The 26,899-nt window shown below is 58.4% G+C and carries 26 protein-coding genes and 1 pseudogene; 12 read left to right on the top strand and 15 right to left on the bottom strand.

Annotation, left to right across the window (positions count from 1 at the left end; all coding sequences use genetic code 11):
• Positions 1-104: 104 nt before the first annotated feature.
• A complete protein-coding gene (locus tag AACY19_RS13925; protein WP_339451036.1) occupies positions 105-410 on the top strand; it encodes a hypothetical protein in 306 nt (101 codons plus the stop codon).
• A gap of 53 nt (positions 411-463) precedes the next feature.
• On the opposite strand, the gene AACY19_RS13920 is transcribed toward AACY19_RS13925, so the two are convergent.
• From AACY19_RS13920 to AACY19_RS13910, 3 genes are all read right to left on the bottom strand, one after another.
• The gene (locus AACY19_RS13920) at positions 464-2,032 is read right to left on the bottom strand and encodes a GGDEF domain-containing protein (RefSeq protein ID WP_339451034.1); all 1,569 of its coding nucleotides are present in this window, start codon (positions 2,030-2,032) and stop codon (positions 464-466) included.
• Positions 2,033-2,208: 176 nt separating this feature from the next.
• A complete protein-coding gene (locus AACY19_RS13915; RefSeq protein ID WP_339451032.1) occupies positions 2,209-2,982 on the bottom strand; it encodes an aldolase in 774 nt (257 codons plus the stop codon).
• Between the two features lie 15 nt (positions 2,983-2,997).
• Positions 2,998-3,702: a haloacid dehalogenase type II gene (locus AACY19_RS13910; RefSeq protein ID WP_339451029.1), complete on the bottom strand. Its 705-nt coding sequence runs from the start codon at positions 3,700-3,702 to the stop codon at positions 2,998-3,000.
• Positions 3,703-3,811: 109 nt separating this feature from the next.
• Here AACY19_RS13910 and AACY19_RS13905 point away from each other — a divergent pair, with 109 nt between their 5' ends.
• Positions 3,812-4,669, top strand: coding sequence for a LysR family transcriptional regulator (locus AACY19_RS13905; RefSeq protein ID WP_339451027.1), 858 nt, complete (start codon positions 3,812-3,814; stop codon positions 4,667-4,669).
• Positions 4,670-4,685: 16 nt separating this feature from the next.
• On the opposite strand, the gene AACY19_RS13900 is transcribed toward AACY19_RS13905, so the two are convergent.
• The 4 genes from AACY19_RS13900 to AACY19_RS13885 form a co-directional block, all read right to left on the bottom strand.
• Entirely contained in the window at positions 4,686-5,210 is a 525-nt protein-coding gene (locus tag AACY19_RS13900; RefSeq protein ID WP_339451025.1) for a hypothetical protein, read from the bottom strand.
• A complete protein-coding gene (locus AACY19_RS13895) occupies positions 5,207-5,935 on the bottom strand; it encodes an alpha/beta hydrolase (RefSeq protein WP_339451023.1) in 729 nt (242 codons plus the stop codon). The genes AACY19_RS13900 and AACY19_RS13895 overlap by 4 nt, the downstream gene beginning before the upstream one ends.
• A 3-nt stretch (positions 5,936-5,938) precedes the next feature.
• Positions 5,939-6,436, bottom strand: a complete 498-nt coding sequence (locus tag AACY19_RS13890; protein WP_339451021.1) for a PAAR domain-containing protein — start codon at positions 6,434-6,436, stop codon at positions 5,939-5,941.
• 138 nt (positions 6,437-6,574) lie between these two features.
• Entirely contained in the window at positions 6,575-7,240 is a 666-nt protein-coding gene (locus AACY19_RS13885; RefSeq protein ID WP_339451019.1) for a ribonuclease T2, read from the bottom strand.
• Between the two features lie 165 nt (positions 7,241-7,405).
• Between AACY19_RS13885 and AACY19_RS13880 the strand changes: the two genes are divergently transcribed.
• From AACY19_RS13880 to AACY19_RS13855, 6 genes are all read left to right on the top strand, one after another.
• Positions 7,406-7,876 carry a hypothetical protein gene (locus AACY19_RS13880; RefSeq protein ID WP_007915553.1) on the top strand — a complete coding sequence of 157 codons (471 nt, stop codon included), beginning with the start codon at positions 7,406-7,408 and terminating at the stop codon, positions 7,874-7,876.
• Between the two features lie 101 nt (positions 7,877-7,977).
• Positions 7,978-9,675, top strand: a complete 1,698-nt coding sequence (locus AACY19_RS13875; protein WP_339451017.1) for a copper resistance system multicopper oxidase — start codon at positions 7,978-7,980, stop codon at positions 9,673-9,675.
• Between the two features lie 11 nt (positions 9,676-9,686).
• Entirely contained in the window at positions 9,687-10,556 is an 870-nt protein-coding gene (locus AACY19_RS13870; RefSeq protein WP_339451015.1) for a copper resistance protein B, read from the top strand.
• A gap of 31 nt (positions 10,557-10,587) precedes the next feature.
• A complete protein-coding gene (copC, locus tag AACY19_RS13865; protein ID WP_339451013.1) occupies positions 10,588-10,962 on the top strand; it encodes a copper homeostasis periplasmic binding protein CopC in 375 nt (124 codons plus the stop codon).
• Positions 10,963-10,965: 3 nt separating this feature from the next.
• Positions 10,966-11,835 (top strand): copper homeostasis membrane protein CopD, encoded by an 870-nt coding sequence (gene copD / locus AACY19_RS13860; RefSeq protein ID WP_339451011.1) that lies wholly within the window; start codon positions 10,966-10,968, stop codon positions 11,833-11,835.
• Positions 11,836-11,893: 58 nt separating this feature from the next.
• Positions 11,894-12,685, top strand: a complete 792-nt coding sequence (locus AACY19_RS13855) for a transporter substrate-binding domain-containing protein (RefSeq protein ID WP_339451009.1) — start codon at positions 11,894-11,896, stop codon at positions 12,683-12,685.
• Between the two features lie 259 nt (positions 12,686-12,944).
• Here AACY19_RS13855 and rimA read toward each other — a convergent pair whose 3' ends face one another.
• The 4 genes and pseudogenes from rimA to AACY19_RS13840 all read right to left on the bottom strand — a co-directional run bounded on the left by rimA (position 12,945) and on the right by AACY19_RS13840 (position 16,617).
• Complete coding sequence (gene rimA, locus AACY19_RS13850; RefSeq protein ID WP_339451374.1) at positions 12,945-13,724, bottom strand: S6 modification regulatory phosphodiesterase RimA; 780 nt, start codon at positions 13,722-13,724, stop codon at positions 12,945-12,947.
• A gap of 140 nt (positions 13,725-13,864) precedes the next feature.
• Positions 13,865-14,644 (bottom strand): methyl-accepting chemotaxis protein, encoded by a 780-nt coding sequence (locus AACY19_RS27930; RefSeq protein WP_445262308.1) that lies wholly within the window; start codon positions 14,642-14,644, stop codon positions 13,865-13,867.
• A gap of 78 nt (positions 14,645-14,722) precedes the next feature.
• A pseudogene (locus AACY19_RS27925) lies at positions 14,723-15,799 on the bottom strand (methyl-accepting chemotaxis protein); the annotation flags it as partial.
• Positions 15,800-16,254: 455 nt separating this feature from the next.
• On the bottom strand, positions 16,255-16,617 hold the full coding sequence (locus AACY19_RS13840) for a DUF6124 family protein (RefSeq protein ID WP_339451005.1): 363 nt from the start codon (positions 16,615-16,617) through the stop codon (positions 16,255-16,257).
• A 543-nt stretch (positions 16,618-17,160) separates the two neighbouring features.
• Here AACY19_RS13840 and dusA point away from each other — a divergent pair.
• A complete protein-coding gene (gene dusA, locus AACY19_RS13835) occupies positions 17,161-18,147 on the top strand; it encodes a tRNA dihydrouridine(20/20a) synthase DusA (RefSeq protein WP_339451003.1) in 987 nt (328 codons plus the stop codon).
• Positions 18,148-18,198: 51 nt separating this feature from the next.
• Here dusA and AACY19_RS13830 read toward each other — a convergent pair whose 3' ends face one another.
• The gene (locus AACY19_RS13830; protein WP_339451001.1) at positions 18,199-19,032 is read right to left on the bottom strand and encodes an undecaprenyl-diphosphate phosphatase; all 834 of its coding nucleotides are present in this window, start codon (positions 19,030-19,032) and stop codon (positions 18,199-18,201) included.
• 506 nt (positions 19,033-19,538) lie between these two features.
• Here AACY19_RS13830 and AACY19_RS13825 point away from each other — a divergent pair.
• The 3 genes from AACY19_RS13825 (at position 19,539) to AACY19_RS13815 (ending at position 22,999) form a co-directional block, all read left to right on the top strand.
• Positions 19,539-20,279, top strand: a complete 741-nt coding sequence (locus AACY19_RS13825; protein ID WP_339450999.1) for a winged helix-turn-helix domain-containing protein — start codon at positions 19,539-19,541, stop codon at positions 20,277-20,279.
• 277 nt (positions 20,280-20,556) lie between these two features.
• Positions 20,557-21,213 carry a winged helix-turn-helix domain-containing protein gene (locus AACY19_RS13820; protein ID WP_339450997.1) on the top strand — a complete coding sequence of 219 codons (657 nt, stop codon included), beginning with the start codon at positions 20,557-20,559 and terminating at the stop codon, positions 21,211-21,213.
• 391 nt (positions 21,214-21,604) lie between these two features.
• The gene (locus tag AACY19_RS13815) at positions 21,605-22,999 is read left to right on the top strand and encodes an undecaprenyl-phosphate glucose phosphotransferase (protein ID WP_339450995.1); all 1,395 of its coding nucleotides are present in this window, start codon (positions 21,605-21,607) and stop codon (positions 22,997-22,999) included.
• 398 nt (positions 23,000-23,397) lie between these two features.
• Here the strand turns inward: AACY19_RS13815 and AACY19_RS13805 are convergent, their stop codons facing one another.
• Genes AACY19_RS13805 through AACY19_RS13795 form a run of 3 tightly spaced genes read right to left on the bottom strand, consistent with a single transcriptional unit; the run spans position 23,398 to position 26,896 of the window.
• Complete coding sequence (locus AACY19_RS13805) at positions 23,398-25,476, bottom strand: YjbH domain-containing protein (RefSeq protein WP_339450993.1); 2,079 nt, start codon at positions 25,474-25,476, stop codon at positions 23,398-23,400.
• Positions 25,473-26,231 carry a capsule biosynthesis GfcC family protein gene (locus AACY19_RS13800; protein WP_339450992.1) on the bottom strand — a complete coding sequence of 253 codons (759 nt, stop codon included), beginning with the start codon at positions 26,229-26,231 and terminating at the stop codon, positions 25,473-25,475. Before AACY19_RS13800 ends, AACY19_RS13805 begins: the two co-directional genes overlap by 4 nt.
• Complete coding sequence (locus AACY19_RS13795) at positions 26,231-26,896, bottom strand: YjbF family lipoprotein (RefSeq protein ID WP_339450990.1); 666 nt, start codon at positions 26,894-26,896, stop codon at positions 26,231-26,233. Before AACY19_RS13795 ends, AACY19_RS13800 begins: the two co-directional genes overlap by 1 nt.
• Positions 26,897-26,899 lie beyond the last annotated feature (3 nt).

The raw sequence follows: 26,899 nt of genomic DNA, 5'->3' as shown, positions 1-26,899 counted from the left end.
CTTGCAGTGGTTGCACCTGACAACACCGCTCGTCACCCGACAGGCACCCAGTGTTGCGCACGTCAGACCAATGACAGGTAACCAGCCCTTTCTGGAGACTGACCATGACAAATCGCACACTGACCTCACTCTTCCTCGCCGGCCTGCTGGCCGCCATCTCTGCGGCGACCTTTGCTGCCAACGACGGCGCGGATGCCACCGGCACCAAGTCCGGCGCCACCAGCGGCTCGACCATGCCACCCAACAGCACACCCGGTGCGCCTTCCGGCGGTACGGGTTCTGGCAACGACGGGGCGGGCGGCGGCACCGGCACCAACGGTGGCGCCAGCGGCTCGGGTTCGGGCGCTGGCGGCGGCACTGGCGCGGCAGGGGGTGGCACCGGCGGCGCGGGCGGTGGCACAGGCAGCTGAACGAACAAGAGCAGACCGTGGTGAGCGCCTTGGCCTGCTTGCCTGCGCGGACCTCAGCGATCCGAACGCATCAGCTCGGCCAGACCGGCCTCCAGCGACAACACGGCGGCGCGGTTGCGACCGGCATTTTTTGCCTGGTACAACGCCGCGTCGGCCCGCTGGATGAAGACTTCCGGGCGGTCATTGCCACTTGGAACAAACGAATAGCAGCCCAGGCTCACGGTGAGATAGCCCGTCGGTGAGCCGCTGTGGGTAATGTGTTTGTCGATGACGCTGCGGCGAATCTGTCCGGCAATCGCCAGCGCACCATTGATATCCGTGTCCGGCAACAGCACCGCAAATTCCTCGCCGCCGTAGCGCACAGCCAGATCGGACTTGCGCTGGCAACAGGCCTTGAGCACTTGTGCCACCTGAGCAAGGCAATGGTCGCCGGCGACATGGCCGTAGGCATCGTTGTAGCGCTTGAAGAAATCGATATCGAGCATGATCAGGCTCACCGGGCTGACCTGCCGCGCGCCCCGGGCAAACTCGATCTCCAGCGAACGCTCGAACAAGCGCCGGTTGGCCAGTCCCGTGAGGCTGTCATGAGTGGCGATCTGCTCCAGCGTGCGCTGAGCCTTGCGCAGGTTTTTCTCGATCCGCTCGCCATTGCGCACTTGATGGAGGAACACCCAGCCGAACAGGCCAACGCCGAGAATCAGCAGTGCAACGATCACGCTGGACTGGATAGCACGCGCATACCAGCCTTTGAAAATCGTGTCCCGCGAGGTCGCCGCCGCGACCACCAGCGGGTACGACGCCAGTTGCCGGTAACCGTACAAGCGCACGACACCGTCCACCACCGAGTTGATCATTGCCGAACCGGAGGAGGCCTCGGGCAGCAACTTCTGGTAGATCCGGCCTTGCGCCAGCGACGATCCGATCAGGTTTTCATCGAAGGGCCGGTGCGCCAGCACCGTGCCGTCGGTCAAACCGAGGAACATGATGCCGTTGTTATCCAGGCTGAAACTTTCGAAGAAGCGGTCAAAGTACGACATCTTGATCCCGGCGAGCAGCACACCCTGGAAATTGCCGGCGCGGTCATTGATGCGCTTCGACATCGGGATGATCCACTCGCCGTTCTCGCGACTGCGTATCGCCGGGCCGATGTGTGCCAGGGTCGAGGCATTCTGCTGGTGAAACCTGAAATACTCACGATCCGCCACGCCATTGCCACGGGGCAAATCCGCGAACGAAGTGATGACCCATTGCCCCTGCTGTTCAAACAGGAACAGGCCATGCAACTGATCGAGTTGCTGCACCCGCCGGGCAAACGTGCGCTGCAAGCGAGCCTTCTGTGCGGCGCCGTAGCCATCCTCCTCGATCCAGTCGACCAGACTGCTCATCACCAGATCTGCCGCGAGAAAGGTGTCCTCGGCCTGTTGCGCCATTGCCCGAGTCAGGTTGTTCGAGGCCATCTTCGCCACTGCCAGATCCTGGCGGTGCGACTGTTCCAGTTGCATGTACAGCAAACCGAAAAGACACAGGCACACCGCCACAACAAACAGCGCCGCCGCTTTGCGAAGTGGCAGGCGCTTGAGCGTGCCGGGGGTCTGTTGCGGATCGTGAATGGGGATAGGCAAAAGCGTGTCCTGGGCAGGTACGACAAGGGCGCCAGCTGGAAAACCCTCGATTGGTGAGCGTAGCCCACCGGGATGTAAGGGGCAAACGCCCCCATCCCGCCCAGTTATATCGGCGCGTAGCGAGTTTGGATGATCGCCGTTCGCCGATTTATTTTCGATTGCTTCTTTGCGGTTAATCAGTTGTGAAGGGCCAGGCGCCGCATCGCACTGTGCAGATGCGCCCGTGCACTTTCGGGGTCGCCTTCGCGCATCTGCGCAGAGGCCCGTTGCGCGATCTCATGGGGTACCGGCTTCAATTCTCGCTGGGTTGCCATCGCCAGCCATTGGACCTGGGCGGCACGCTCCAGGTAATAGAGATCGTCCCAGGCTTGGGCGATGGTCGGTGCCGCAACGATCACGCCATGGTTTTTCAGAAACAGGATGTCGGCGTCCCCCATGACGCCAGCGATGCGGTCGCCTTCCGATTCGTCGAGCGCCAGGCCGTTGTAGTCCTCGTCTACCGCCGTGCGCCCGTAGAACTTCAGCGCGGTTTGCCCCAGCCACAGCAATGGCGGCCCCTGCAGCAGACACAGCGCCGTAGCGTGAGGCATGTGCGTGTGGAAGGCGACTCTCACCCGCGGCAACTGTTTATGCAGGCGCGCATGAATGTAGAACGCCGTTGCTTCCGGCTGCCCTTCGCCCTCCACCACGTTGCCGTGAAAGTCGCAGACCAGCAGGTTCTGCGCGGTGACTTCAGCAAAGGCATAGCCATAAGGATTGACCAGAAACAGATCGTCGTGCCCCGGCAACATCGCCGAAAAGTGATTGCAGATGCCCTCCTCCAGCCCGTGCAATGCGGCCAGTTGAAAACATGCCGCCAGCTCTTGGCGAGCCGTGAGGATCTCGTCGGTATCGAGGTTCAACGCCGCCGGGCGTGAAGCCCGCGCGTTGCCGGTCAGCGTGTGAGCCATAGCGGCCTCCGTGAATTACCAGCCAAGGGATTTGAACAGTGGCAAGACTTGATCGAGGCTGTTGACGACCGCATCAGGGCGATAGTTCGGCAACAACTGGCGACCCGTGCCACGGTCGATCCACACGCAGCGAAACCCCATGTCCCGCGCCGCCGTGTGGTCGAGCATCGGGCTGGCGCAGATGTGCACGACCTCAGCGCGGCTGACGCCCAATTGCTCATGAGCGTAGTCGAACAGGCGTGGCGCCGGCTTGTAGGCTCCGGCCTGTTGCGCGGTAATCACCCGGTCGATGTGGCCACCCAGTTGCGCGACATTGCCGGCGATGATGTCGTCATCGGTGTTGGAGACGATGCACAGTTTGAAGCCCATCGCCTTGAGCTGTGCGAGGGTTTCGATGACCTCGGGAAACGGCGGCATTTTCGGGATCGCGGCGGCGAGGCGCTGACTGTCCTCAGGCAGGCTCGGCAAATCCAGTTCCTGCAGCGCCAGCTGCAAGCCGAGGGCACTCAGCTCGCGAAAGGAACGATGCGGTGGGGTTTGTTCGAGGCGATGCTCGTGACGGTCGTAAACTTCGATCAGCAGGCCGACATCGATCCGATGCTCGCCCTTCTCGCTGAGGATTTCGCCAGCCACAGCTGTCAACCCTTCATCCCATTGGATCAACGTACCGTAGCAATCGAACGTCAGCCATAGCGGACGCGGCGTGTAAGTGAGTGTCATCGGTCGGTTCCTCCGTAGTGAGGACTTCAGCTTATGAGTGCCCGGTGATAGTGTGAAATTAAATAAATAGCCGACCGTCAGTTGCCAAGCCACTATCGAGAATACCGCCATGCTGGATCTGGAATTGCTGAAAACCTTCGTCTGCGTGGTCGATGAAGGCAGCTTCACCCGCGCCGCCGAGCGCGTGCACCGTACTCAATCGACGGTCAGCCAACAGGTGCGCAAACTTGAAGACACGGTCGGTCATGCCCTGTTGCTGCGCGATCGCACCGGGCTCAACGTTGCCGTCACCGAGCACGGCGAACTGCTGATCCACTACGCCCGCCGATTGCTGGCGTTGTCCGCCGAAGCCAGCGAAGCATTGGCCAGCGACCTCGACCTGGAAATCCTGCGCATCGGCATGCCCGAAGACTTCGACGCCCGGCGCATGGCGCTGATCCTCGCCGGTTTTACCCGCAGCCACCCGCAAGCGCGCCTGGAAACCATCAGCGGCATGAGCCTCGACCTGCGCCAGCGCCTCGATGCTGGCGACATCGACATCGCCCTGATCAAACGTGAACCCGACAGCGGCCCGGCGTGGGCCACCTGGGCGGAGCGGCTGGTGTGGGTGAAAAGTGCCGAGTTTGATTCGTCCTGTGGCGTGCTGCCGCTGGCGCTGTTTCCGCAGGGCTGCCTGTACCGACAGCGGGCGATTCGTTTGCTCGACGTTGCGCAACGGCCATGGCGAGTGGCGTTTGGCAGCCACAGCCTCACCGGCATTCAAGCGGCGGTGGCGTCAGGCCTCGGAGTTTCGGTGTTGCCGGTGTCGGCGGTGTTACCGCAGCATCAGGTGTGTACGGATTTGCCGGAACTGGCGCCGACGGAGTTGGCGTTGGTCAGTCGTGAGGGTGTGTTGAGCGGGTTGCAGCGTGGATTGGTAGAGTTTTTGCGTGGTGAGCTGGGAGTGGATGCGGGGGGATTTGCCTGAATTCCCCCCGCTTTCGTCATTCGGGTTTGTTGATTTCCCGCAGCAGATCCGCGACGGGAATGTTCATGGTGTTCGAGTAGTAGGGTTTGTAGCCGTAGGCGGTGACGACGACTTTGCAGGGGATTTGTTGTTTGTTGGCGAGGAGGTGGTTGAGTTCTGGTGCTGACAAGTCTCGCTCCGTACTTCGGTCGCTGGAGGTTTCACTAAGGAATGCGCGAGTAAGATAGGAAAATCCTGCCTTGTTATCTTCATTTTTTTCCGATCTGACCAAGCCGAATGCGGAAAACCGAATGGCCTTGCCCACGGAAAAATCATGATCATCCGCCAAGGCGCAATGAAGCATGCCTGAAATCATCCCGACTCGTTCTCCGCGATCAAAAAGGTCCAGTACATCAACATCCGACCGATAGCGGATGACGTATAGCAGCGACTTTTCTTTTTCCACAGACTTGAAGCTCAGGTTTGCGGGAGGCTTTGCGTGGTCCTTCGCACACCCCGAACACATAGCGAGCAGACCGCAAAGAAGTAGCCTGTACATCATGGAAACTCCTTCATGATTGCGTCAAAAAGAATATCGCCCGCCGACTTGCTTCCGGCGATACGGGCAGTAAACAAGCCCAATGCATTTGCGTGATTCGTGTCTACATTGACGTTCAATGAAGGGCCGCAGGAGATAAGCCACTTCTCACCAAAATCAGCGACCCCATCGGATGAGTCTCTTTGGGTCGGCATCGCTTTGATGTTGATCCAGTCCGCCGTTACAGGATCAGGGCGTTCGCGATAAATATCCGAACCTAACCAGACCAAAGCACCTTCCCCCACGGGATCAAGGGTAATCAGCATCTGAATCCGGTAACCCCATTCCGACATGATTCTTGTAAGGTGAGCACCGTTCCACCCGCCGAGACTGTGACCGACGATATAGACAGGACAGCTCTTGTAGGGAATGAGACCAAGGACATGCCGCTGAATGTCCTGTTTCCCTCTGACTTGGTTGTAACCCAGCCAGTCAGACTTGTATTTACCCTCCTTTGCCAGGTTTTTCGTGCGCTCATCAAAGTCCTTGCGGGCCTCTTGGATGTTTCCATAAGGCCCCGAAAAATAATAACGCTCCTTATCTCCCGCCCCTCCGACGAAAACCACAACCGCCTTGGTACTCTCCACCGGCACAGCCTTGTCACTGACATCCTTCTTGTCCGTCAGCGCATGTTCCTTGTGAAGCTTGTAATTGTTGCCCTTCGCGCACGTTACCGTTTCAGCCGCCATGCCTCACGCCTCCAGAAACAACTTGATGGTTTCAGGCAGGTGCGAGCTGACTTCGTGGGTGAACCCGTTAGCGTCGGAGACTCCATGCTCCAGACGCCCGTCCGCGCGCTGAATAACGTAAGGGTGATCAGGCATGGGCTCACCGGTCACGTCATTGACCAGTTTCAACTTGTCAGTGAAATGCACCGGCATCGGCAGCAAACCACTGAAGGGAGCCGATGTCACGGTGTCCCCGATGATGACCGTGCCTGAACCGCCGATGACGACATTGCCGTGCCCACCGGTGCTGTCCAGCGTCGCGGCGTTCAAGCCATTGATGAACACTGTCGATGCAACAGCGCCGGTAATCGGGCTACCGCAAGCCGATTTGTCTGTCATTCGCGCAGCCGCCAGACCGTCGAAATTTACATTCGGGGAGCCACTGACAATGGGATTGGTACCATGCCCCGGCAGCGGGCAGGCGGTTGGATCGGTGACGCGGGCAGCGGGTTTTCCGCTCATGAACTGCTCCTTGCAATGCTGGTGGGTCATCCTTTTGGGGGCGCAAGCATGCGTGAATTCGCCGGTTGCTTCAAACCTCCAGGCAAAAAAAGGCGCCCGATCAAGGCGCCTGTTCTGTAACCGCAGAAACCGTTCACATCACCGCGCCGGCGGCACTCGAATATCCCCCGCCCGGCACTGGGTCTTCACACCCTTGCCACATGCACCGAACTGCAGATCCTTGCCCATGCACACGCGCACTTCCGACAGCTCCGGGCCGCTGCAAATGACTGCGATGCCGTCTGCCGGAATGCCCGGATTGGCTTTGCGGAACAGGTCGGCGATTTCCTGCGCTTCGAAGTAGTACGAGCGGCTGAACGGCTGCAGTGGCTCCGGAATTTTTACCGCCGCAACGGCTTTGTCCGCCTCATCCAGATAGCCCATTGCGCCGAGGCCGCTGCAGGTGCCGTGCTTGGACCATTCATGATCGAGCAGTTTTTTGGTCGGGAACAGTGTCAGGCCTTTGCTGGTCTCCGCCGCCGAGAGCGTGGTCAGTGGCGGGCAGGATTCCGGCCAGCCGCCCTTGGCGTATTGCGGCCACAAACCGTGCAGCACAAAACCGTAACCCTTGCCGGAACACTGCACATCCTCTTTATGGGTCAGGCAGAACGTCGGCGACCAGGACAGCGTCAGCAGGTAGTAATCGAACACCCCCGCCACCGATTCCGCCTGGACCTTGCTCGACTGCGATTGGCGCGCCGAACTCAAACCGATGCTACCGGCCGTCAGGGCGATCACCGCCAAAATTGTAAACAGCTTTTTCATCTACCCGCTCCTTGGGACGCCTGCGTCCGTGGTTTCCGATCCTGACCAGACTTGGCCAGCGCTGATTTCGACACGCTTGTGTTGCAGGCGCATGACGCAAGGCAAGGCTGTACACCGCTGAACGGTCTACGATTAACAGGCAGACATCAAACCAAGGGAACCGAAATGAGTAAAGCAGACGAACTCGCCGCCAAACTCAAGCAAACCCGGCACACCCACGCTGACGCGGCGCTGGAGATCGATTGCTGGCCGGCGCAGGTCTACGACCTGTACCACCGCATCGAAGCGTGGCTGCAACCGGTCACCGAAGTCGGCCTGAAAATCCGCCGCAATCCGACCCACGTTTGCGAAACCTCGCCCGACGGCGAAAGTCATGATTACGCCATCGACCAACTGGTGATCGAAGCCAATCATCAGACCCTGACATTTGACCCCATCGCACGGTTTACCGAGGATGGCGCCGGCCGGGTACAGATCAACCCGTCCGCCACCGACACCTATCTGCTGCGCACCGTGGATGAACACGGGGAGAGCCATTGGTGGATGCAGTCGATTGAAACCGGACAGCAACTGGACGCCATCGCGCTGACGGAAAACAATCTGTTGCTGGCGGTGCAGGAAGGCCTCGGCCTGTAGCGCAGCCGGGCAAACTGTCAAAACTGTAATCTGCGCCTCAGCCAACTGAAAGCTGGCGCTGGTTAGTCTCCCCTCATGAGTCAAACGGGGACTTCCAGCACATGCCTTCCAACCCATCACGACGCACCTTCGTCAAAGGTTTCGCCGCCGGCAGCCTGCTCGGCGGCCTCAGCCTGTGGCGCATGCCGGTCTGGGCGCTGGACGCGCCCGGTCAAGTGAATGAACTGAGCGGCAGCGACTTCGAGTTGTTCATCGGTGAAACCCCGGTCAACTTCACCGGCAGTCCGCGCACGGCCATGACCATCAACGGCAGCCTGCCAGGCCCGCTGCTGCGCTGGCGCGAAGGCGACACCGTGACGCTGCGGGTGCGCAACCGCCTCAAGGACAGCACCTCGATCCATTGGCACGGCATTCTGCTGCCGGCGAACATGGACGGCGTACCGGGCCTGAGTTTCCACGGCATCGAACCGGGCGGGGTGTACGTCTACCAATTCAAAGTTCGGCAGCACGGCACCTACTGGTATCACAGCCATTCCGGCTTGCAGGAACAGGCCGGTGTCTACGGCCCGTTGGTGATCGACGCCCTGGAACCCGAGCCGTTCCACTACGACCGAGACTTGGTGGTGATGCTCAGCGACTGGACCGACGAAAACCCGGCCAGCCTGATGAAGACTCTGAAAAAACAATCCGACTACTACAACTTCCACAAGCGAACCGTGGGCGATTTCATCAACGACGTCAGCGAAAAAGGCTGGGGAGCGACCGTTGCCGACCGCAAGATGTGGGCAGAAATGAACATGAACCCCACCGACATCGCCGACGTCAGTGGCGCCACGTACACCTTCCTGATGAACGGCCACGCGCCGGATAGCAACTGGACCGGACTGTTCCGTCCCGGTGAAAAACTGCGGCTGCGCCTGATCAACGGCTCAGCCATGACCTACTTCGACGTGCGCATTCCGGGGCTGAAAATGACCGTGGTTGCGGCGGACGGTTTACATGTCAAACCGGTCAGCGTCGATGAACTGCGCATCGCGGTGGCCGAGACTTACGACGTGATCGTCGAACCGGACGCCGAGGTCCATACCCTGTTCGCACAGGCGATGGATCGCACCGGTTATGCTCGTGGCACCCTCGCCACTCGCGCGGGACTCTCGGCCGCGGTGCCTGCGCTGGACCCGCGCCCGCTGGTGAGCATGGACGACATGGGCATGGGCGGCATGGATCACGGTTCGATGGACATGAGCGCCATGGACCACTCGACGATGGGGCCGATGCAATCCCATCCCGACAGCGAAAAAGACAACCCGCTGGTGGACATGCAAGCCATGACTACCGCGCCAAAACTCAACGACCCCGGCCTCGGTCTGCGCAATAACGGGCGCCGCGTGCTGACCTACGCCGACCTGCGCAGCACCTTCGAAGACCCGGATGGCCGCGACCCGAGCCGCACAATCGAACTGCACCTGACCGGGCACATGGAAAAATTCGCCTGGTCGTTCAACGGCATCAAATTCTCCGACGCCGAGCCCTTGCGCCTGAAGTACGGCGAGCGCATCCGCCTGGTGCTGGTCAACGACACGATGATGACCCACCCCATTCACCTGCACGGCATGTGGAGCGATCTGGAAGACGAAAACGGCGACTTCCAGGTGCGCAAACACACCATCGACATGCCGCCCGGCACCCGCCGCACCTACCGCGTGACGGCTGACGCACTTGGCCGCTGGGCCTATCACTGCCATCTGCTTTATCACATGGAAATGGGCATGTTCCGCGAAGTGCGGGTGGAAGAATGAAGGGGCCCCTCATGACTCGATTCACTGCGTTATCCGTGCTGCTGATTGGCAGTTCGGCGATGGCCGCCAGCGACATGCAGGGGATGGATCACAGCCAGATGTCCGGCATGGACCACTCTGCAATGCAAAGCATGGACGACGGCATGATGCAACCCGCCGCGCCGACCGACAGTCGCACGCCGATCCCGCCGCTGACCGACGCCGACCGCGCCGCCGTGTTCACCAGCCCCGGCAGTCATCAGGTGCACGACCGCGCGATCAACACGTACTTCCTCGCCGACAAACTCGAATGGCAGGACGCCGACGACGGCAGCGCGCTGGCGTGGGATCTGTCCGGCTGGATCGGTGGCGACATCGACCGTCTGTGGCTGCGCTCCGAAGGTGAACGCAGCAACGGCAAAACCGAAGACGCCGAGATTCAGGCGCTGTGGGGCCACGCAATTTCGCCGTGGTGGGAGGTGGTCAGCGGCGTGCGCCAGGACTTCAAACCCGGCGCACCGCAGAGTTGGGCCGCCTTCGGCTTGCAGGGCATGGCGCTGTACAACTTCGAAGCCGAGGCCACGGCGTTTGTCGGCGAAGGCGGCCAGAGCGCGCTGCGATTGGAGGGCGACTACGACATCCTGCTGACCAATCGCCTGATCCTGCAGCCCACCGCTGAACTCAACATCTACGGCAAAAACGATGCGCAACGGGGTATCGGTTCCGGGCTGTCCAACACCGAAGCCGGCCTGCGTCTGCGCTATGAAATCCGCCGCGAGTTTGCGCCGTACATCGGCGTGACCTGGAACCGCACCTACGGCAAGACCGCTGATTTCGCACGCGATGAGGGCGAGGATCGCAGCGAAGCGCGACTCGTCCTCGGTGTGCGGATGTGGTTCTGAATCCCATTAGAAAACAACCCGGAGGTCTTGCATGCGCACTTTGAGAATCCCCCTTGTACTCGCTAGCGGCTTGCTCTTGAGCAGCCTCGCCCAGGCTCACCCGAAACTGCTGTCGTCGAGCCCGGCCGAAGGAGCCGAGGGCGCTGCGCCCGGCAAGATCGAACTGCACTTTTCGGAGAACCTGATGACCCGCTTCTCCGGCGCCAAACTGGTGATGACCGAAATGCCCGGCATGGCCCATTCACCGATGCCGATGAAAGCCAAAGTCAGCGCCGGCAGCGACCCGAAAAGCATGCTGATCACCCCGCTCTCGCCGTTGCCCGCCGGCACTTACCAGGTTGAATGGCGCGCAGTGTCCAGCGACACCCACCCGATCACTGGCAACGTCACGTTCAAAGTGAAGTGAGCGATGGTTGAGCTGATCAATATCATCCTGCGGTTTGCGTTGTATGTGGATTTGCTGCTGTTGTTCGGGCTGGCGTTGTTTGTGCTGTACAGCGCTGAGACCCTGCTGCGGTTTCGGCCGATGCTCCGCGGGATGGCATTGATCGGGGCGTTGTTGTCAGTGGCAGGATTGGTGTTGATGACCCGCTCCATGAGCGGCGAAACCGCGCTCGCGGCGCTGTGGCCGCATGTGCAAATGATGGTGCTGGAAACAGATGTCGGGCTGGCGTGGGCAGTGCGGATGACAGCATTGATCATCGTGGTGATTCTGCCGGTTTTGCCGCTTACAGCGATTGCCGGCGCAATCGCCCTCGCCTCTCTGGCCTGGAGCGGGCACGGGGCGATGGACGAGGGAGCGCTGCGTTTCTGGCATTTTCTCAGCGACATTCTGCACCTGCTCGCGGCGGGGGCATGGCTGGGCGCGATGCTGGCGCTGATGTTGATGGCGCGCGGTGCCAGGGATGAGACGCGCATTGGCCTGCTGGCTATTTCGGTCAAGCGCTTTGAATGGGTCGGCGCGGTGATTGTGCTGACGCTGTCGATTACCGGCGTGGTGAACTATCTGCTCATCGTCGGCCCGAGGCTGGACGACGTGCTGCTCGGCACTTACGGAATGTTGCTCGCGATCAAGGTTTTACTGTTTGCCGGGATGTTGGTGCTGGCGGCGTTGAACCGCTTTCATCTTGGTCCGGCATTGGCACAAGCGTTGTGCGATGGACAGCATGTCGTCGCGGCGCAGGCACTCAGACGAAGCGTCGCAGTAGAACTGGGCATTGCATTGCTGATCGTGGCCTTGGTGGCGTGGCTCGGCATGTTGAGTCCGGACGCGGGATGACACCCGGCAAAGCCTTTTACTACACTGGGCCACCTTCCTTTTCAGAAGCCCATTCGCAATGACAACTCTAAAAAGCACGATGATCTTCTGCGGCCTGCTGACCTTGGCCGCCGGCGCTCACGCAGAGCACGCTCCTACACACCTCGACAGCATCCAGCAACAAGGCGAACTGCGCGTCTGCACCACCGGCGACTACAAGCCTTACACCTTCAAACGCCCCGACGGCGACTTCGAAGGCATCGACATCACCATGGCCCGCTCGCTGGCCGACAGCCTCGGCGTCAAAGTGCAATGGGTGCAAACCACCTGGAAAACCCTGATGCCGGACATGCAGGCCGGCAAGTGCGACATCGGCATGGGTGGTATTTCGGTGACGCTGGAGCGACAGAAAAAAGCCTACTTCAGCAACACCCTCGACACCGATGGCAAGATCCCGCTGGTGCGCTGCGCCGATGTCAGCAAGTACCAGACTGTCGAGCAAATCAACCAGCCCGACGTGCGCCTGGTCGAACCCGCCGGCGGCACCAACGAAGCCTTTGTTCACGCCTTCCTGCCCAAGGCGCAACTGGCCCTGCACGACAACGTGACGATCTTCCAGCAACTGCTCGACAACAAGGCCGACGTGATGATCACCGACGCCTCGGAAGCGCTGTATCAGCAGAAACTCAAACCGGGTTTGTGCGCGGTCAATCCGCATCAGTACATGCAGTACGGCGAAAAGGCTTACTTGCTGCCGCGCGATGACATCAGCTGGAAACTGTATGTCGATCAGTGGCTGCATCTGAACAAAGTCACCGGCAAATATCAGCAAACCCTGAGCGAATGGATAGCCGTACCCGCCGCGCAGTAATCCTCAACCGTCATGCAACATCCCGGAGCTGTGCTGCTTGAGACTGTTGCCACCAAACTTCAACGTATTGGCGTTACGCCTCTCCGGCGACTGACAGTCGCCGGAGAGACAACGAATGCTGGTCAACCCACCCGCGCCCGAACAGCGTCATTGCACGGCAACCTTCGGCAGCAAATGTCCGGGATGATCAAGAATGAGCAAGCGGAGGGTGTTGTTTGGGTGAATGCGCTCAACGTTTTGCACACGTGCGCGGACGGGATTATCTCTCCAGCCACGCACTCGTCGGGATCTGCGCCAATGATTTGAAAGCAGGCCTGGCGAACCAGTACCCCTGCATCAGATAAATGCCGCAATCGGCAAGAAAGTCTCTTTCCTCGGCATCTTCTATGCCCTCGGCGATCACCTCAACGGCCAACTCTCTACACATGTTCACCACGTTACGCACGATGGTCTGGCGCACCCGGTCGCGGTGAATATTGCGGATCAGCGCCATATCCAGCTTGATCAAGTCCGGCTGGAAATCCGCCAACAAGTTAAGGCCGGAATAGCCTGCGCCAAAGTCATCAATCGCCGTCTTGAAACCGAACTCACGATACTCACGCAAGATGTTCATCAAATGCTTGTTGCTTTCAACGTGCTCGCCTTCCACGGCTTCGAAGATCAGCCGTTCCAGCGGAAAGCCGTAAGTGCGCGCCGCTTCAAGCGTGCTGCGAATGCACACTTCCGGCCGGTACACGGCATTCGGCAGAAAGTTGATCGACAGGTACTGGCTCATCCCTAACTCGGTCGCCGTGGAAATCGCCCGCACTCGACACAGTTGATCGAATCGATAACGGTTGTGATCGTCCACCTGCTCCAGCACGGAAAAGGCGCCCTCACCATTCACCCCTCGAACCAGGGCTTCATGGGCAAACGTCGTTTTATCGCGCAGATCCACAATGGGTTGAAAAGCGAAGGCGAAATCCATGTCCGGCACGCCTTTGTTCTTACAGCCCTGGCAGCCCCCGGGAGACGCGAATGATTTTGGAAAGTCGGTCATGACACCCCTGATAACGGGTTGCAACCTTCCATGGCGATAAATAAAACAGTGCTTGCCTTGGTTATCTGCAAACAAGGCAATAACTGAAGCCCGACGGCGCCTGGGTATTTGAAGACGCCGCGTGCTCTACGTTGAAATGATCAGGTGCGGAAATGCGCGGTCATTCGCTGCAGGTCCTGCCCCAGTGACGCCAGCTCAATTGTCGCTGCCGCACTTTCTTCGCTGGCGACAGCCGACTGGTCAGCCACATCACGCACACTGACAATGCTGCGATTGATTTCGTCGGCCACGGCACTTTGCTGCTCGGCGGCGGCCGAGATCTGCAGGCTCATTTCCTGAATCGTACCGATGGACTGGTTGATCTCGGTAATCGCCAAGTCGGCTTTCTGCGCCAACACCACCGTATCGAGGGTGCGCTCGCGGCTGGACGCCATCAGCGTCGCCGCCGCTTGCGTGCCTTGTTGCAGGGTGACGATCAGCGCTTCGATTTCCTTGGTCGAATCCTGCGTGCGCTGCGCCAGCGAGCGCACTTCGTCTGCCACCACAGCAAAACCACGCCCCTGCTCACCCGCCCGCGCCGCTTCAATCGCGGCGTTCAACGCCAGCAGATTGGTCTGCTCGGCAACGGCTTTGATCACATCGATCACTTTGCCGATCTGCTCGCTGTCCTGAGTCAGCACGTTCATCGCACCGCCCAACTCTTCAATGGCTACAGCGAGCTCGCTGATCTGTACCGTCGCCTGCTTCACCACCGTACTGCCATGGCGCGCCTGCTGATCGGCCAGGGTCGCGGCAGCGGAAGCATCGGTGGTGTTACGCGCAACTTCCTGCACCGTCGAAGCCATTTCGTGCATCGCCGTGGCGACTTGATCGACCTCGCTTTTTTGCTGACGCACACCCGCGCTGGTCTGCTCGCTCATGGCCGAGAGTTTTTCCGCAGAAGTGGAGATATGCGTGACGCCATTGCCGATACCTTGCACCAGCGTGTTCAGGTTCTGCGCCATGTCCTGCATTGCATTTTGCAGATCACCCAACTCGTCTTTGCGGTTTGATTTGGCCTGTACCGTCAGGTCGCCCTTGGCAATACGCCGAGCCAGTTCAACCGTCAGCGCCAGCGGCGCGGTGATCTGACGCGAGATGACCACCGAAGCAAACAGCCCGATCACCAGCGCCAACACGGTCAATACGGCCATCTGGATAAAGGCTGAATGCTGATCTTCACGCGCCAGGCGCTGCTGGGTGTCCATCAGCCCGTCCATGATGTTGTCCATCGCCTTGCTTTCCTGGTCGACCTGCTCGCGCATGGTCTGCTTCTGCTCAAACAGCCCGGCCACTTCCACCAATACGTCGCGATAACGCCGCATGCCGGTGTGCGCTTCCTCCAGTTGGCCCGACAGCGCCGTCGGCAGGCTGGTGCGCGCCTTGGTGATATCACTCAAGAAGCTATCGATGGTTTCCATCAGCAGTTTTTTGTTCACGTCGTTGGGCACCGCAATGTAACGGCGCAACATCAGGCGAAACGTGGTCATGCCATTGCGCAAATCGGCCACCGTGCGCAGCTCCCGAACGCGTTCGCCATCGGCAGACGCCAGCGCACTGGTCGTGGTGCCTTCAAGCATGCCGGCAAAAGTTTGCGCGTACTTGTCCGACAGCGCCGTCAGCGGTTTCAGGGCATCCGTGGTCGACTGATCGGCAGCGATCAGCCGCTTGACCTTCTGATCGTAGGCAACAATCGTGGTTTGCAAAGCCTTCAGGGCTTGCTGGTTCTCAGCGCGGGTCAAGGTGTCCAGCGCCTTGTTCACAAGGCCCTGCAAAACATTCAACTGCGCGGTATAGGACTCGGCGAACGCTGCATCAGCCGCGGCTTCGTACTGTTTCTCGGACAAACGCATCTCTTGCGTAGCGTCATTCAACGTGCCGATCAGACGCGTCGTACTCAAACGATCAACCAGCACGCTGTTGCTGTTATAGCCAATGAAGGCAACCGCCAAAACAGCCAACAGAAGAATGCCGAAACCGGTTCCCAGCTTGCGGGAAACCTTGATGTCACCCAGGAAATTCGATGCTACTGCCATATTCGGCCTCAAACGCCCTGACGCGAAACGCCAGGCACAAAAAATTGATCTCCGGTAACCACAGTCACCGTCCAGACATTCGGGGGTCGTCATCCAAGGCGTAATACGGGACGCTCCAGCTGTCCCTGAAATGCAAATGCCGATGCTGTTGAAGCGTCGAAAACAACCCGACGCGAGCACCGGCAGACAAACCCGTTACGTCGCAAACAGAGCGTCTGCACGCTGGATTTATCGTTTCAGCAAAGGTGTCTTGGAGGGATGCTATTAATTTTGCGAAAACTTGTACAACTTTATATTTTTGTATAATCGTTGAACTTTTTGAGCGGCGTGATGACGCATTGCCATCATAATTTGTGGCACATCGCTACTGGTGTAAAACGGGGCTGAAAATGCGAATTCTGGCGGTCGCCCCTCTGCGGCGAGCAGTGGCTGCAGGCCACAGAGGCGCGAAGGGTTTACGGCTTGATTTCGACCTGATCCAACGCCTGATTCACCGCCAACTCCCCTAACATCACCACCTGCGCAATGCCCAGCGCGGTCTTGCGCTGTGAGGGTTCGAGCGTCGCGGCGAAGTTATTGAGCATTTCCGAGGCGGAACCCAGCGTTTCGCTGGCATTGGCCAGCAGGGATTCCGAGTCGTACTTCGGGTTGGCAAAGTACATGCGTTCGGGCTCGTTGGTGCTGGCCATGATGTGGCTAGCGGGAAGGAGATAGTGATCGAGCGCGCGCTCGGCGGCTTCGTGGAGTTTTTTGGAGTTGAGGGAATCGTAGGGGGATGCGGGGTCGGTGTCCGGCGGATTCGGTGTTGGTTTGAACATGGTGTAACTCCTGACGGATGAACGAAAAGGAGCCATCACTCTCGCTACCAAACGAAGGGTGGAGGCCATACGCAGGTTGGTAGACCGGTCGTCAGGAACCCCGGCGCATCCGAAGACGCCCCGCGCATGACCACCATAAAACGAAGACGAGAAACGTCGTCGCAAGACAGTAGTCCTGTGCTTCTGACGGAGACGGGCTACCAAACCCGATCACTGGTTTTCAGTGACGTAGGGACGATAGAACCTGCGGGCTAGAGGCACAAGCCGGGGGATTCTGTCTTAGGTGTAGGGGGAGACGCAAGGTGGCGTAGGCTTAGGACTGCAGCGACAGGCTTCATTTAAACAAAAGTGTTTTTTCTGTTTGAAAAGGCTCTACGAGCAAGGTGATCGATTCAGAGCCAATAGGGACCAGACCACAATATTCAGTCGATTCGTCTCGCCTCATCCGCAAGCCAGAGCACGTAGTGCCGACCAGTAAGCCTCCACCCTATCCCAATCCTGATAAACTCCCCCACCTTCGCCCCTCTGATCCAGATTCCCCCAATGCCTCTACAACCCGCCCCACTCTCCCGCCGCTTCTCCGTCGCCCCGATGATGGATTGGACTGACCGCCATTGCCGTTTCTTCCTACGCCTCCTGTCGAAGAACGCCCTGCTCTACACCGAAATGGTCACCACCGGCGCGCTGCTCAACGGCGATCACGAACGTTTCCTCCGTCACAACGAAGCCGAGCACCCTCTCGCGCTGCAGTTGGGCGGTAGCGTCCCTCTCGATCTGGCCGCCTGCGCGCGAATGGCCCAGGAGCACGGCTACGACGAGGTAAACCTCAACGTCGGCTGCCCAAGTGATCGTGTGCAGAACAACATGATCGGTGCGTGCCTGATGGGCCATCCGCAACTGGTGGCGGATTGTGTGAAGGCGATGCGTGATGCGGTGTCGATTCCGGTAACGGTGAAGCATCGCATCGGCATCAACGGTCGGGACAGTTACGCGCAGCTGTGCGATTTCGTCGGCACCGTCCGCGATGCCGGGTGTACCAGTTTTACCGTGCATGCGCGGATTGCGATTCTGGAGGGGTTGTCGCCGAAGGAGAATCGCGACATTCCGCCGTTGCGTTATGACGTGGCGGCGCAGTTGAAGGCGGATTTTCCCGAGTTGGAGATTGTGCTGAATGGCGGGATCAAGACGATGGAGGCTTGCCATGAGCATTTGCAGACGTTCGACGGTGTGATGCTGGGGCGTGAGGCTTATCACAATCCGTATTTGCTGGCGGAGGTCGATCAACAGTTGTTCGGCAGTTCGGCGCCGGTGATCAGTCGGGCTGAGGCGTTGGCGCAGTTGCGTCCTTATATAGCCGAGCATTTGCTGGCCGGTGGCGCGATGCATCACATCACCCGGCATGTGCTTGGTTTGGGCACCGGGTTCCCGGGGGCGCGGAAATTCCGTCAGTTGTTGTCAGTGGATATCCACAAGGCCAAAGATCCGCTGGCGTTGCTGGATCAGGCTGCCGGGTTGCTTGAAGGGCGTTAATCCCCTGCTCTTGCATTGAGCCAGGCGGATTGCTCCGCCTGGCTTCAGCATTCAGGCGGCCGCTGCGGCGGTCCAGTTCACCCAGCCAAACACCCACGTCGCCAGAATCAACAAACCAAACGCGATTCGATACCACGCGAACGCGGCGTAGCTGTGGTTGGCGATAAATTTGAGCAAGCCACGCACGGCGATCATGGCGAAGATGAACGCGGTGACGAAGCCAAGGGCGAAGACTGGCAGGTCGTTGGGCTGGAACAGGTCGCGGTATTTGTAGCCGGAGTAAACGGCGGCGCCGACCATGGTGGGCATGGCGAGGAAGAACGAGAACTCGGTGGCGGCTTTGCGCGACAGGCCGAAGAGCAAACCGCCGATGATGGTGGAGCCGGAGCGTGAGGTGCCGGGAATCATCGCCAGGCATTGTACGAATCCGACTTTCAGTGCGTGGGACCAGCGCATGTCGTCGACATGTTCGACGCTGATCACATGGCTGCGCTGCTCGGCCCACAACATGATGATGCCGCCAACGACCAGTGCGACGGCAACGGTGATCGGGTTGAACAGGTATTCGTGAATGGCGTCGGCGAACAATACGCCCAGGACCACGGCGGGCAGAAAGGCGATCAGCAAGTTGAGGGTGAAGCGTTGCGCATTGCGTTCGGTGGGAAGGCCTTTGACGATTTCGAAGATCTTCGGGCGAAACTCCCAGACGACGGCGAGAATGGCGCCGAGTTGAATAATGATGTTGAACGCCATGGCGCGTTCGCCGCCAAACTCGAGCAAGTCGGCTACGATGATTTGGTGACCGGTACTTGAGATCGGCAGGAATTCGGTCAAGCCTTCTACCGCACCTAATATCAACACCTGAAAAAGCGTCCAGAAATCCATTAATCCTCCGTCAGAGCGCTCTTTTGCCGAGCGACCGGGTAATAACACTCAGGGGTTGAGTATCTGCAGTGAGACCATTGACCTACATAAATGCAAAAGTTCATCAGCCATAAAGATTACGTCTTATTAAAAGACGCACTCAAGGCATGTTAGTAATCGTCGGCTGACGAACTACGCAGAAAATATTTAGGGCTTGCTACAGAAAAAAGTTGCCCTGCCGATAAAGTGTGATCAATATCACATTATCCAGAGATGGCCAGACAGTGGCAAAAGGACATAGACAAAGGCATCGCAATAGACTCAAAATAGTGGCACCATTGCATATCGCCACCATCTAACCGCTAGTTCACAGCTCCGAGAAAAGCAACTAAAAGCCTGAAAAGCTTAATTATTGTTAGAAAACTCGCGAGACACGTCTAAATTCCGCGCAAATGTTACCAATTGTCAGTCACAGATGAGAACCGGTGCTTTAACATCCCGATGTCAGCACTAATTCGAGTCAATGCATGATGCTCTCAGGGAACTTGGCGACTAGAAGTCCGCGCCCGACAAATGACGAACCTGGAGTTCTCACTCTGGGCCGTACCCGTGGCGTGGCGGAACATCTTAGAGCGCTGCTCGCCAGGCACGTGCGCACTGATATGGCATTAGACGCCGACTCTTACACGCACTCATATCAGTTCAATGAACAATCTGTACCGTATCGAGCAATCTTTCTGGTCATCGACAGCCCACAAGCGCTTGAGGACAATCTCGCGCTGGTGGAAAACCTGCGCAACGAAAACCTGAAACCGATTATTTGCGCAGTCATCACTGGGCGCGGCGCCTTCAACAAGATCAAGTACTATCTGGCCGGCGCGGACTTTTGTATCAAACTCAACACCCTTTCCGAGGATGGCGCCGAGTTGCTGGGCGAGTTCTTCAACAGTGAAGAATGGCAAAGGGATATCAATCTCACACTCGACCCGACACGTATCTGCCTGATGGATGCGAGCAAGAAACTCGACATCTCGTTTGCCGAGATGAAGATCCTCGAAGCCTTTGCGCAAACCGGTAATCACATTCTGAGTCATGATGAAATTGCCAGCATCATGGGCCTCAATACCAATTTCTACGATCCTCGAGCGCTGGAGAAGTCGATCAGTCGCTTGCGTGGAAAAATCAAGGACATGTATGGTACAAACGCGATTCAGAGCATCCGCGGCTACGGCTATCGCCTGACGCGGGGCCTGATTTCGACTGCCTGATCAAGGCAGCCATCCCTTTTGCATACGAACGAAGGATCGTCTGATGCAACCATATAGCTCCTGTTCTGCTTTACCCCTGCTGAAAATCAAGCAATTGAATGAGCGCGGCAACACGACCCATAACAATAAAACTCCATAACATAGCAGCAGTTCGAGTGGAATTCATCGAGGGCCAACTTTGGGCCCAGACCCTGCCTATCGATTACTTCCGAGGAAGTCATTGCTCGCCTGCCGATTTATCTTTTAGCCAATTTTGGTGTGTATTTAGGAGAGAGACATGGAAACTAGTACAACCCTCCCAAGGAAATATTTTGTCGTCGTGACTCACAGTACAACGTCGCAGCGTGAACTTGAGAACATCCTGTCCAGCGAGCGCTTCAACTCGTTTGGCACCTCCCAGGCACAAATGTTTGTTGAAGGTGTTGCATCGCCCTCTTCCGCTCCAATGGTGATGGAGTTCACATATCCAAGCGTCAGTCGAAAGAATGTCGCACGCACCATCGAACATGATACCCAGCGAATATTGGCCACTCTCGAATCCGAATGGCTGGCTGCGCAAACCGCTAACCCTTTCCAAAGTATCCCGACAATGACCGCGCAAAGCAGTCACTTGCGGCCAGTTGAAGACAATATGCCTTGCGATGAAACCTGGCATCTCGACAACGAACAAGGCGCATTGGTCAAAGAAGGCGTCGAGATCAGCCTGACAGGTCTGGAAACAACACTGGTACGCAAAATGCTCACCCACGAAGAGCGTGTTGTCAGCCGTGACGATTTGATCCTGAGCATTGGTCGGGAACCCGAACAGTATCGCGGTCTGGAAATGTGCCTGAGCCGCCTGCAAGACAAATTCAAAAGCGCCAGCAATGGTGAGCGACTGTTTCGTGCGGTAAGAAATCGCGGTTATTGCCTCATCCAGGAAATCGTCGCATAAACCCAAGCGACCTTCCGGACAGAACAAACAGATCCAAAGTGCGAATACAACAACAAGAAGAGCACTCTGTTTGATTCACCTCCCTTTGATACATCAGACATCCCTGCCTCCACCCCTCCAACAGTAACAAATACAACATCCTTAATTCACCCCTCGCTCTGCGACCTTTTCTAACACCCGCCTATTTAATTATTAAAAAGTTGGCACTATGCCATCTTGTTAGAACTCGTCAGACACCATCTCCAGCAATAACTTAGTCTATTGACTGACGACAGTTCGACATATCGATGTTGTTACCTCAGGACAATCGCTACAACAAAAACAATAAGTCTGCATAACAACTCGGTTTTCAACTGTTGAAACCTGAATGGACGTCTTTTGGGGATATCGTATGGATCTTTCTCTCAGTATCAATCGAAGCACGGGCCTCAAGGGACTGACCTTTTGGGGCCAATGGGCGCTGGCACAGGGCTTTGTTGTAACGCTGCTGTTCATACTCGCCGAGCAGCACACAGGGACGGTGGCGTTCTATTACCGTATGTGTGCAACGCTGGCGGTATTGGCCTCGGTGCCGGCGTATACGTTTAGCGGTGTTTATCGTAAACGCGACAATTATCTGACCGGGCTGGGTCGCTTGTTCATGGGCTGGTCCATGACCATGGCGGCGCTGGAGTGCATTGCCTTCGTCTGCCAGGCCGATGAGCTGTTTTCGCGGCAGGTGATTCTGAGCTGGGCGGTGTACGGCTTCCTCGGCCAGGCGTTTCTCTACGCACCGTTGCATGCGTTTTCCAAGTACTACCAGCGCTCGCGTAAAAGTGAGCACAAGACGCTGATCGTAGGCACGGGTGACCTGGCGCTGGGTCTGGCGAAGAAGCTCAGCCAACTGGAAAACCTGCCGCTGGTAGGTTTGGTCAGCAACGGTGATACGTCGGCGCTGGGTAAAGATGCACCGCGTGTGGTCGGCGCTCAGGAAGACTTGCTGAAGTTGATCGAAGCCCACGACATTCGTCGTTTGTACATCACCCTGCCGCTGTGCGAAGCGGCGAAGATCGAAGCGATGTATGTCGATTTGCTCGGCGCCAACGTCGACGTGGTGTGGGTGCCGGATCTGAACAGCCTGACGCTGCTCAATCACTCGGTGAAAGTCGTGGACGGTCTGCCGGCGATCTACTTGAACGAAAGCCCACTGACGAGCCGCCCGACCGCTGCATTGAGCAAAAGCCTGGTCGAAAAAACCGTGGCGTTTCTGGCGATCATCGCGTTGAGTCCGATCCTGCTGATCATTGCGCTGGCGGTGAAAATCAACTCGCCGGGGCCGGTGTTCTTCAAGCAGGATCGTCACGGCTGGAACGGCAAGGTGATCAAGGTCTGGAAGTTCCGCTCGATGCGTGTTCACGATGACCGCGAAGTGAAACAGGCCAGCCGCAATGACTCGCGCATCACCGCAGTCGGTCGTTTTATTCGCCGCACTTCGCTGGATGAATTGCCGCAACTGTTCAACGTCTTGCAGGGGCACATGGCACTGGTAGGCCCGCGCCCACACGCGGTTGCGCACAACCATTTCTACTCGGGGAAAATCCTCGCCTACATGGCGCGTCACCGGATTAAACCGGGGATCACCGGCCTGGCGCAGATCAGCGGCTGCCGTGGCGAGACGGACACCCTCGACAAGATGCAAAAGCGTGTGGAGATTGACCTGCAGTACATCAACAGCTGGTCGTTGTGGCTGGATCTGAAGATCCTGGTGAAGACGCCGTTTACGTTGTTGTCGAAGGATATTTACTGAGGTTCAAGGCTGCATACCGCAAGGGGACGAAAGTCCCCTTTTTTGTGCCTGGGATTTGACGCGCCGGAGTGACTGCGGATGCATGCAGAAACCTGTGGGAGCGGGGCTGTGGTTGGCTCGGGATTTGTGGCGTGAGGAAAATCCAATGTGGGAGCGAGCCTGCTCGCGAAAGCGGTGGGTCAGGCAATGATGATGTTGACCGTGCTGACGCCTTCGCGAGCAAGCCCGCTCCCACAGGGATTCGGGATGGGATCTGGATTTATGGTGTGCCAGATAACCAATGTGGGAGCGAGCCTGCTCGCGAAAGCGGTGGGTCAGGCAATGATGATGTTGACCGTGCTGACGCCTTCGCGAGCAAGCTCGCTCCCACAGGTTTTGGGTGGTCGGGAGATCCGCGCTTACTCGGTAATCTTGTCGAAATTGCGATAGAACATATCCCCTTCCCGGCTATCGGTCATCGAGTGCAACTGGAAGCTGCGATTCAGTCGCGCACCACCGTCACGGGTCAGTGGGGCCCAGACCAGATTGGCGCGGCGCATGGTCGACATGCTCATCATTTCGTCGAACGGGATGGACAGGTAGAGGCCTTTGTCGAAGCTACCTTCGCCATATTCAGCGCTGCTCGCCGTGGTGATCGTGGCCCAGGCACCAAAGCGCACACCGTTGGAAAACTCGCGGGAGATGTCCAGCGTGCCGCCCCAATCCCCAGCCAGATATCGCCCGACGCTCACGGCCGCCAGCGTATCGAACGGCAGATCCGTGTAACCGGTGATATGCCCGGTCACCACCGAGTAATCGCGCAGCGCAAAGCCTTGATCGAAATCACGCTGACGCACCCAGTTGATATCCGCGCCCACCGACCAGCGCTCACCGGTTGGGCGGAACAACACCTCACCGCCGACCCCGGCAAACATCGACTCCAGATAACCGCCATACACCATGCCGTACAGGTCTTTATCCAATTGCTCGGCATGGCTGACCTGGAACAACGGCATGGTGGTATCGGACGTGGTCAGGTACTGGCGCAAATCCGTGCGCACGCGCGGCAATCCGCTCGGCGCGTCGTAGCTGAACTTGTCGAAGTTGTTGACCAGATTGGTGCTGAGCAAACCGTTCCACCAAGTGTTGCGAGTGAACCGGTATTCGGCGTCGGCATCGGCCGTGAATTGATAGAGCAAACCATCCGGGCCACCGACGTTCTGCTTGAAGCCCAGCCCCACGCCATAACTGAAATGCTGCGGCGCTTCGGTGTAGAGGGTTTTCTCGTTGTGCGGCATCGCCGGGTTGATCTCGGTGGTGCGGTGCAGCGACACCAGCGGCTCTTCGTTGTTGATCACTTCGCGGAAAGTCTGACGTGGCACACTGGTTTCTTCCACCGGCAAGTCGTAGCGCTTGTTGACCACGGTGAACCAGTCGATGTCGTCATTGACGCTGTTATCCAGCACCCGACTCGCCCGCCCGACAGCCTTGGGCGAATGGAAGTAACGCTGCTGCTCGCCGTAGACGATCAGTTCGGAATCGCGCTGCGCAATACGCTCGACTTTGTAGCCGGCATTCTGTTGCAAGCGTTGCGAAACGCTGGCCCAGTCGACCTGATCCATCGCTGTGGTCGGCGCCTTTGCCGGCAGCGGTTCGGGGGTCGGATCGTAGGTCTTGGCCGGTGCCTTGCGACTGACGAAATTGGTGTGGAAAGTCACGCCGAACATCGCCGTATTGCCGCGCTCCCACGCAGCGCTGAGGTCGATCGAATCGGTGACTTTGAACACTGCGCCAAGGTTGATCGGCGAGTCCTGCTTGATGACGTTGTCCTTCGGCTCGTTCTTGTAATCGTTGCCTTCGTATTCGAGTTTCAGGCTGAGGCGATCCCATGGCGTCTGATAACTCACGCCACCGAAAAACGACGGACGACCGCGAAAGTAAGAACCCGAATTGACGTCACCGGTGCCTTCAAGCTCAGGCCGGGTATCGAAGCGATTGCTGACGTAGCCCAACGGGTTGTCGAGGTCGCCGCGATTGCCCAGATAACCCCAGGCAAGGCCGGCGCTGAAATCGAAATTGTCATAACGCTTGTTGGCGACGAAAAACTCACTGGAGAACAAACCCGTACCACCGATATCCCGGAAGCCCAGGGCCACGTCCGGCAGCCAGTGACTTTCCTGCCACAGCCGGACTTTGACGTCGACCGCCTTGTCCTTATAGCTTTGGCTGCCGCTCAGGGCCTCCGAGCCGTAAGGCCGGTTGGTGATCGCGGTGTAACGAAACGAGCCTTCGAGCCAGTCCAGCGGCTGCAACGAAACGCTGTAGCGACTGTACGGTTCGGTGCGGTTGGCGTTGACGCTCAATTCGCCGGCCGGGGCCATGCGCGCCGTCGGCGTCTGCAACAGACCGGTGCCACCGAAGTCATTCTGGGTAATGCGCGGCTCGGCGTGGGCCAGACCGCAGGGCAATAACAACACAGCTGCAAAACGTAACTTCAACGAACCACCTCGGTCAGCTGCGTGGCAATAAATTCAGCCAACTGCTGATTCAGTTCAGGAAGAGGCGGATCAAGATCATCATTTTTCAGCGGCACCAGTATCTTGCTGCCGGCCACGGGAAAGTGTCCGGACTCGCGATTCCAGTGGGCGATGCCGACACGCTGCGAGACGCCGTTGGGCTGAATCAGCCACAGATAATCGGCCTCGGCATCGCTCAGAATCGAGCAGCCTTGCAGGTACTCCCGGGCCTCTTGCAACGGCTGATACGGCAAATGGCACGGCTCGCCGACAGCGCCGAGCACTTGCACTTCGTCGACCCGTTTCGGGTAGATCAGGCGATCACCGTCGTCGAGGCGAATGTTTCGCGCGAAACCGACTTCCAGCGCCACCGGATCAAGATCGGCAATCTGCCGACCCGTCACCGGCATCTGCCGCACTTCTTCGGCAATGCGCTGCGCCAGCGCCGCACGACTCGGCCGAGCAAACAGCATCGACATGCGCTGCAGCACGTCCAGATCAAACAGCACGCCGACCTTGAGCCGTGTCTGCTCCTCAACCAAGGACTGCCGTAACAAGCCGCCCGCCAGCCAATAACCTTCGGCATTCGGCACGGCTTCACCGATCACGTCGAGCAAGCGCCCGCCCGGTGGCAACGCGACCGGCCCCGGATTGGCGACATCACCCGATACGGTCACCGCCGCCTGACTGACACTCGCGATCAACATCAGACCCGCCGATAACAGTTTCAGGCGCATCACGGCAGGTGCCTGCGATCAGGCGTCAGCTGTACGACCTTGACGCGCAACTGCGACGTCAGTTGCTGCTCACTCTGCAAAATGAAACCGTCGCGCGGGTCGACCCAGTAATGATTGGTCGCGCGCAGGCCGATGGCCGGCGCGTCGATCTGCTCATCGACACGCAGCACGGTGTATTCCTTGTCGAGAATCTGCAGGGTTTGTCCGGAGCGGCGCGAGAAGCGGCTGTTGACGATCACCCCGACTTCCTGACCCTTGTAGAGATCGATCCAGCGCCGCGAGGTGAAGCCGTCCGCCACTCGATGCAGGCCTTGTTTGAACGGCGAATCATCGGACAGCCGCGTGCCGTCGAGATCGCCTTCCAGGCCCAGGCCGACGCTGCGCACGGCGAGGCCATCGCGCAACAGCAGCACCTGCTTGCCGGACGCGACCCAGAACTGCAAGTCTTCACGTTCGCGCATCAACGCCAACACCCCGGAGCCGGAAGGTGTGGTCAGTTTCAGTTGCGGATAATTGACCCCGGCCACTTCGGCCGGCGTCACGTCCACTTCGTCCGGGCCAACGACCGCAGCCTTGAGGTTGTTCAGCGAGGCGCTCATCAGCGGATTACAGCCACACAGCAACGAGACGGCCATCAGGCACAGGCCCACTTTCAGATTATTCAACGT

Origin of the sequence: Pseudomonas sp. EA_5y_Pfl2_R50 (assembly GCF_963970475.1) — a bacterium.
Taxonomy (GTDB): domain Bacteria; phylum Pseudomonadota; class Gammaproteobacteria; order Pseudomonadales; family Pseudomonadaceae; genus Aquipseudomonas.
Note: the sequence above shows the minus strand (reverse complement) of the source record. Positions and strands in the feature narration are given on the sequence as shown.

Bases quoted from the DNA above. Each gene is read 5' to 3' on its own strand.
- AACY19_RS13925 (WP_339451036.1), top strand. From the start codon at position 105: ATGACAAATCGCACACTGACCTCACTCTTCCTCGCCGGCCTGCTGGCC.
- AACY19_RS13915 (WP_339451032.1), bottom strand. From the start codon at position 2,982: ATGGCTCACACGCTGACCGGCAACGCGCGGGCTTCACGCCCGGCGGCG.
- AACY19_RS13910 (WP_339451029.1), bottom strand. From the start codon at position 3,702: ATGACACTCACTTACACGCCGCGTCCGCTATGGCTGACGTTCGATTGC.
- AACY19_RS13905 (WP_339451027.1), top strand. From the start codon at position 3,812: ATGCTGGATCTGGAATTGCTGAAAACCTTCGTCTGCGTGGTCGATGAA.
- AACY19_RS13900 (WP_339451025.1), bottom strand. From the start codon at position 5,210: ATGATGTACAGGCTACTTCTTTGCGGTCTGCTCGCTATGTGTTCGGGG.
- AACY19_RS13895 (WP_339451023.1), bottom strand. From the start codon at position 5,935: ATGGCGGCTGAAACGGTAACGTGCGCGAAGGGCAACAATTACAAGCTT.
- AACY19_RS13890 (WP_339451021.1), bottom strand. From the start codon at position 6,436: ATGAGCGGAAAACCCGCTGCCCGCGTCACCGATCCAACCGCCTGCCCG.
- AACY19_RS13885 (WP_339451019.1), bottom strand. From the start codon at position 7,240: ATGAAAAAGCTGTTTACAATTTTGGCGGTGATCGCCCTGACGGCCGGT.
- AACY19_RS13880 (WP_007915553.1), top strand. From the start codon at position 7,406: ATGAGTAAAGCAGACGAACTCGCCGCCAAACTCAAGCAAACCCGGCAC.
- AACY19_RS13875 (WP_339451017.1), top strand. From the start codon at position 7,978: ATGCCTTCCAACCCATCACGACGCACCTTCGTCAAAGGTTTCGCCGCC.
- AACY19_RS13870 (WP_339451015.1), top strand. From the start codon at position 9,687: ATGACTCGATTCACTGCGTTATCCGTGCTGCTGATTGGCAGTTCGGCG.
- copC (WP_339451013.1), top strand. From the start codon at position 10,588: ATGCGCACTTTGAGAATCCCCCTTGTACTCGCTAGCGGCTTGCTCTTG.
- copD (WP_339451011.1), top strand. From the start codon at position 10,966: ATGGTTGAGCTGATCAATATCATCCTGCGGTTTGCGTTGTATGTGGAT.
- AACY19_RS13855 (WP_339451009.1), top strand. From the start codon at position 11,894: ATGACAACTCTAAAAAGCACGATGATCTTCTGCGGCCTGCTGACCTTG.
- rimA (WP_339451374.1), bottom strand. From the start codon at position 13,724: ATGACCGACTTTCCAAAATCATTCGCGTCTCCCGGGGGCTGCCAGGGC.
- AACY19_RS27930 (WP_445262308.1), bottom strand. From the start codon at position 14,644: ATGAGCGAGCAGACCAGCGCGGGTGTGCGTCAGCAAAAAAGCGAGGTC.
- AACY19_RS13840 (WP_339451005.1), bottom strand. From the start codon at position 16,617: ATGTTCAAACCAACACCGAATCCGCCGGACACCGACCCCGCATCCCCC.
- dusA (WP_339451003.1), top strand. From the start codon at position 17,161: ATGCCTCTACAACCCGCCCCACTCTCCCGCCGCTTCTCCGTCGCCCCG.
- AACY19_RS13830 (WP_339451001.1), bottom strand. From the start codon at position 19,032: ATGGATTTCTGGACGCTTTTTCAGGTGTTGATATTAGGTGCGGTAGAA.
- AACY19_RS13825 (WP_339450999.1), top strand. From the start codon at position 19,539: ATGATGCTCTCAGGGAACTTGGCGACTAGAAGTCCGCGCCCGACAAAT.
- AACY19_RS13820 (WP_339450997.1), top strand. From the start codon at position 20,557: ATGGAAACTAGTACAACCCTCCCAAGGAAATATTTTGTCGTCGTGACT.
- AACY19_RS13815 (WP_339450995.1), top strand. From the start codon at position 21,605: ATGGATCTTTCTCTCAGTATCAATCGAAGCACGGGCCTCAAGGGACTG.
- AACY19_RS13800 (WP_339450992.1), bottom strand. From the start codon at position 26,231: ATGCGCCTGAAACTGTTATCGGCGGGTCTGATGTTGATCGCGAGTGTC.